This window comes from Loktanella sp. DJP18 (assembly GCF_049310965.1).
GTDB lineage: Bacteria > Pseudomonadota > Alphaproteobacteria > Rhodobacterales > Rhodobacteraceae > Loktanella.
On record NZ_JBMERN010000200.1, the window covers coordinates 1 to 4,766 of the forward strand.

The window sequence follows — 4,766 nt, forward strand, 5'->3', positions numbered from 1 at the left end:
CGAGGTGGTAGACCACTGGAAATTTGAATTGAAGCGGATGCCGTAGGGCGGGTCGATATAGATCGCCTGCACCTGGCCCTTCAGCCCCTCGCGCTCGGACAATGACGCCATGACCTGTAGCCCGTCGCCCAGGATCATCCGGTTCGACCATTTCCGCGAGTGGCGGTAGAACTCCACCTCGGCTTCGCGGTCCTCCTCCGTCAGGCCAAAATGGCCGAAGAGATCCTCGGCCTTCTCGCGCCCGGCGCGCAGGTCGTCGATCAACGCCTTGGGATGCACCTGCTCCTGAAGATAGATCGGCGGCGCATCGACGGTCAACTCGGCCTGATCCATGTCCTTGCCGCGCCAGATCAGCTGCGGGTCAAGATCCCGGTTGCGCCGCTCATAGGCCATCTTGATCGCCTCGCGATCCGACGGTTCCATTACCGGCTCGAGTTCCGCAGACGGGATGTTCGCCCGGGTCTCGTCGTGGATGTGGTGCCCGATGGGCTTTTTGTCGTCGGGCATCAGTCCTGTCCTTCCAGCGAATTGCGTAGAACGCGGGTGTAGTCGCGCCGGGTTTCTTCCATCCAGTCGATCAGTTCCGCCTGCTGGGTATCGTCTCCGAGCGCGATCCGGACGCTCTTCCCCAAGAAGCCCGATCCACGGCGGAAGACGGCAGCGGCAAGTTGCCGCATCAGGTCGGCCTCGTAGGGCGCGAGCCGCATATTGACATCCTCGATGCTGGTGCCGCGATTGCCCCGGACAAAAACGCCGGACTCGCGCGAGCCGACCCAGAACGAAAGATTCAGGTCCGGCAGCACGGGGCACCAGCAACTCGACGTGCGATTAGGCTGAATTCCAGCGGCTTCCGCCTCCGGATACCGAGAAATATATGCCCTCCAGAACGCGAGGCGGGTGTCACCAATAGCACTGTCGCCAGTCGTCTGCCGTCGGGTGGCCGCAAGTTGGCGTTCCCAGCCGTTCGGCTTCTGCATCACCTCAAGGATTGGAGCAACCGGACTGTCGCCGATGCGAACGACCCGGAGCTTCACCGCAAAGAAGGAAAACCCCTCCAGGGTGTTTTCGTTGAGCCATTCGACGACCGAGAGATGCTCGTCAGTGAAGCGCGATGCGATCCAGATCACGGTTTTGACCTTCAAGCCGGCCACATAGGTCATGATCTGGCCAAGGTGCCGATGATCGGCAGCCTCAAGTTGATTCTCGATCAGGACTCGACTGTCGTCTCGGGCATCGATCGCAAGGATATCTGCCTCGAAGGGGCCGACCCGAACCTCTCGACCAACCGGTTGAAGGTCCAGCCCGATGGCGCCCCCGATATGGTCCAGGTTGTCGAGAAGCCAAGGCGTAAAATCCCTCTCCTCGCTAAACCAAGCTTCCCGGAGATTAAGGTCGGCCAAGCGACCGAAGACTACTTCCGTCATGCCGGCACTTTCTTCTCGATGAATGCCTCGATGGCGGCGTCGAATTCATTGCGGAAATCATGCAGGCTGCGCAACTCGGCAAAGGCCCAGCGGCCGTGCGTGCCAAGCTGGTTTACCGACGGTATCCACTTATTGCGAATCGTCTCTGCCTTCAGTGCGGCATCGTGGCCACGGAACCCCTTGATCTCGACGACCAGCGTCAACGGCTCCGCACCCTCGGGCATCCTGATGCGGACCAGGAAATCGGGCAGGTAGTTGCGCGCCTCCCCTTGCTCCGAATATGGCACGGTCAGGCCCAGGTTCTGGTTCTTGGTGTAGGCCAGGACATCGGGATGCTCGTCGAGAAGCTGGGCGAACTTCGCCTCCCAGTCACTGTCGGTCACGATGTAGTTCAGATGGCTGCGATCCGCGCGCGGCGTATGGCGGCCAGCCTTCGACGTGGTGAAGTTGACATCGACGGTCGACCCTTCGGCCATGAACGGATCAAGGGTGGCTCGGATAATCGGCTCGCCCCCGGGCTGATCGAGGAGGGCACCCATCAGGAGTTCACAGACCTCGTCAGCGAGCTGGAGATACAGAAGCTGAGCAGGTTGGCAGCCACCTTTGTAGACGACGCGGTCCGAGCGCAGCCACTGGAGGACAATCCGTTTGGCATGGGTGAAGAGGTGGGTCTTCGGCGCGCCGTTTGCGTCGCGCAGCTTCTCCGACACCCAGTAGTTTGCGATGTGGAATGCGACGGTCGAGAGACGCTGATCCTTGAGGTGCTCGAGATCGAGTGTGTGGCGGGCACCGATAATCCCGGACATCGTGACGTTGGTCGCTGATTTCACGCGATCAGGGTCGATCACGTAAGGATCGAGCAGGCTCAGGTCGATGTCTATGCGCTCGCGCGGGAAGTCGGCACGATAGCCTGCCACTCTTGGGAAAGAGATTTCCAAACTGTCACGTTCGGGACTGACGGCATGGACATGCACCACCTCGCGCGGCTTTTGTGGAGCTGCCGGCTTGGGCTGGTCGGCAAAGTTGAGACCGTCGATGCCCATGATGTCCGCATATTCCGTCCGGAACAGATGTTGCCCCGTGACAGGGTCCGGATCGGGCGACACGTCGTAAGAGAGGCGCCGTAGAGCCCGACCAATCACCTGCTCGCAGATGAGGCGCGATCCGAACGCGCGAAGCCCCATGATATGGGTAACGTTGTTGGCGTCCCAGCCTTCGGTCAGCATCGAGACGGACACGACACAGCGAACCTGACCACCAAGGCGTCCCTGCTGGCCGACGGTGTTCATGACCTCACGGAGAATTTCCGCGTCTGACACATCCCCCGCGCCTTGGTCGCGACTAAGGCGCTCGCGCCGGAAAGCCTCGATTTCGGTCGCATGCGCGTCCCGGAACCCGCTGTCGATTTCCGTTCCGCTTTCGAGCGCGGCGGAATCAATCAGGATCGTGCGCGGTTTTTCCAAGCGCTGTTCATGATCGTCGTAATTCCGGAAAAGTTCAAAATGACCCTGTTTGACCGTTTCCCGGTCCTCTGAATCAGTCCATGTAAAGCCGGCGATGTAATCGCGGACAGCCTCCGAATTCGTCGTATTGTTACAGACGACGATGAAAACAGGCGGAACCCCGACCTGCTCCTTTTCCCAGAGCGCAAACGTCTTCTCGTAATGACCATAGAGCGCATCCAGGGCCACCTTGAGCTCAATCGGCAGCTTGTGGGGATCTGGCTTGGCTTCGCCTTTCTGCTTTTTCGGCATCTTCTTGCGGATTGTCGGCCAGAGGTTGCGATACATGACCTCTTCGCCGTCGGCCCTGTTATCCGCGATGGGCACCCGGGGCAGCTTGACGATGCCGCACTCGATCGCGTCCATCAGGGAGAAATCGCTCATCACCCAAGGAAAGAGCGTGCCCTCGGGCCAGTTCGAGCCACTAAGAAAGAACGGAGTGGCCGACAGGTCATAGACGATGGACACGCCCTGTTGCCGGTTCAGGATTTCGATGCCCGAGATCCACAACCGTGCGGCTTCCTTGTTCGCCTCAGCTTCTTTCCGCTCGTCTCCCGTCAGCTTCTCCTCTTCTTCGACAGGGCGCTCCCGATAGCAGTGGTGCGCTTCGTCGTTGATCACGACCACGTTCTTCAAGGACATAAGATCCCCCATCACCCGCTGGATCATCTGTCCTTCGGTTTCCGCTGTCTGAAGCTGCTCGCCATGACCTTCCAGGGCGGTGCGGGTGCCTTTAGCTGCGTCAAAAGTCTCGCGCAGCTTGAAGGCGTGGTAGTTCGTGATGACGATCTTGGCTTGATTAAGATCGCTCGCCATCTCGTGCGGGACGAGGCTGAGACGCCGGTAGTAGTTGTTCGGCTCGTTCGGCATGAGGACGCGAAGGCGGTCGCGGATCGTGATGCCGGGCGTCACGATCAGAAACCCCTTCGAGAACCGCTTGCTGTTCGATGTGCGGACCGCATTCAGGGTCTGCCAGACGATCAGCATGGCCATAACCGTCGTCTTTCCGGCGCCGGTGGCGAGCTTGAATGCAGTCCGCAACAAGTCCGGCTGCGAAGATGAGGGAGGCACGCCATCGGGTTGGACAGCAAAATTATTTGCGATTTTCATCCATTCGAGGAAGCGCTTGCCACGCTTGCCCATCTGCGGGGCCACTTCCGTCAACCAGATAGCGGCTTCTACAGCCTCAAGTTGGCAGAAGAATGGCCGGATCGGCTGCTCCTGATCGGCTTGCAGGGCACGCCAATGCTGGAGGAGCCGCTGGGTGACCGGTGAGACTTTCCATTGTGACGGATTCGGCAGCGCGCGCCAGTTCTCGAGCTCTTGGCGCAGATCGTTGACGATGGGCGACGGGTTGAATTCGGTCGCTTCCGTTGAGAGGTCGCCGTCATCGAAGACCATCGAGGCCTGCGTTTTGGCTGACTTCGCCGACTTCCCGGGGAGTGCTGTCCAGAGTGCCGACGGGCGACGTCGAGCTGATATGCCGTCGGACGGCTGGCCGTCATCATCAAGCTCCCAGTGCCGCCCCGGATGGTGGTAGGGGGAGTTCAGGATCGGGCTGTCGAAGAAGCTCATACTGTGCACCATTCCATGGTCGTAACGTCCGGGACCAAAGCAGGAGACGCGAACTCTTTCAATCGAATAGAGGATGGTTGGCCGCTGAACGTTGAGTATGTGGTTTAGATTTCTATTGGTCGAAACATCGTCCATTTCCCAGATTGATATTAGGCAACAGGGAGACGTGTTTCTCGAAGAGTCGGTTCGGATTTTTCCGCGGCGATTGCCCGCAACGTAATTTCAAAAATCTTGAAGTTGAAGGCATGAGCCGCCTGGTCAATGG

2 protein-coding genes and 1 pseudogene are annotated in these 4,766 nt (G+C 59.4%); all 3 read right to left on the reverse strand.

Features of this window, described 5'->3' with window-relative positions; genetic code table 11:
* Positions 1-507, reverse strand: a pseudogene (locus ACOI1H_RS23685) (site-specific DNA-methyltransferase); the annotation flags it as partial.
* Positions 507-1,424, reverse strand: a complete 918-nt coding sequence (locus ACOI1H_RS23690; protein WP_422440636.1) for a hypothetical protein — start codon at positions 1,422-1,424, stop codon at positions 507-509. The pseudogene ACOI1H_RS23685 and the gene ACOI1H_RS23690, both read right to left, overlap by 1 nt.
* On the reverse strand, positions 1,421-4,501 hold the full coding sequence (locus ACOI1H_RS23695; RefSeq protein ID WP_422440637.1) for a BPTD_3080 family restriction endonuclease: 3,081 nt from the start codon (positions 4,499-4,501) through the stop codon (positions 1,421-1,423). Before ACOI1H_RS23695 ends, ACOI1H_RS23690 begins: the two co-directional genes overlap by 4 nt.
* Between the last annotated feature and the right edge of the window lie 265 nt (positions 4,502-4,766).

Bases quoted from the DNA above. Each gene is read 5' to 3' on its own strand.
- ACOI1H_RS23695 (WP_422440637.1), bottom strand. From the start codon at position 4,501: ATGAGCTTCTTCGACAGCCCGATCCTGAACTCCCCCTACCACCATCCG.
- ACOI1H_RS23690 (WP_422440636.1), bottom strand. From the start codon at position 1,424: ATGACGGAAGTAGTCTTCGGTCGCTTGGCCGACCTTAATCTCCGGGAA.